This is a genomic window from Fontimonas sp. SYSU GA230001 (assembly GCF_040066175.1).
Lineage (GTDB): Bacteria > Pseudomonadota > Gammaproteobacteria > Nevskiales > Nevskiaceae > Solimonas.
On sequence record NZ_JBEAAM010000060.1, the window covers coordinates 1 to 1,009 of the forward strand.

The window sequence follows — 1,009 nt, forward strand, 5'->3', positions numbered from 1 at the left end:
CAGTTTCTTGCGCACGAGCCACAGATTGGCCAGCGCAAACAGCGTGACGATCTGCGCGGTGTTCTTCGACAGCCCCTTGAAGCGCACCTTCATGTATCCGAACTGACGTTTGACGACACGGAAAGGGTGCTCGACCTTGGCGCGGATGCTCGCCTTGCGATGCTCGGCCTGCTGGATGGCTCGCTTCTGACGACCTTCCGGCAGCGCCTTGATTCGACCCGGACGCTGCGCGATCTCCCAGCGCAGCTTCTTGCGCATGACGCGCTTGTCGGCGCCGGTGTAGCCGGCATCGGCATGAACGAATGCTTCCTTGCCGTGCAGCAGTTCGTCGACAACTTCGATATCGGCTTCGTTGGCCGGGGTGGTCACGACGGTATGGACCAGCCCGGAATCGACATCGGCGCCGATGTGCGCCTTCATGCCGAAGTACCACTGATTGCCTTTCTTCGTCTGGTGCATCTCGGGGTCACGCTCGCCTTCGGCGTTCTTGGTCGAGCTCGGCGCCGCAATGATCGTGGCATCGACGATGCTGCCCTTACGCAGCAGCAGTCCCTTGCGTGTCAGATGCGCATTGACTCGCCGCAGGATCTCCGGCGCCAGGTCGTTGGCTTCCAGCAGATGCCGGAAGTTGAGAATCGTCGTCTCGTCGGGAATCCGGTCGAGCGACACGTCTGCGAACTGGCGCATCGAGGCAATCTCGTACAGCGCCTCTTCCATGGCCGGGTCCGACAGGCTGAACCAGTTCTGCATCAGGTGAACGCGCAACATCGTCGCCAGCGGGTACGGATGCCGGCCACGCCCGGCCACCGGATAGAACGGCTCGATCAGCGACAGGAGCGAGCTCCACGGCACGACCTGCGCCATCTCATCCAGGAACACTTCCTTGCGCGTCCGCTTACGCTTGCCCGCGTACTCCGCGTCCCCGAAGCTCAACTGCTTCATCACGAGTCTCTTGTCTCAGCGTCGGCGATCAGACCATCATCCACGCGACTTGTTCAGACGTTCCTTA

General features: G+C 61.6%; 1 protein-coding gene. It reads right to left on the reverse strand.

The features are described from left to right. On the reverse strand, positions 1–942 hold a 942-nt coding region (locus AAG565_RS15725), incomplete at its 3' end, for an IS5 family transposase (protein WP_348820590.1). Positions 943–1,009: the final 67 nt, after the last annotated feature.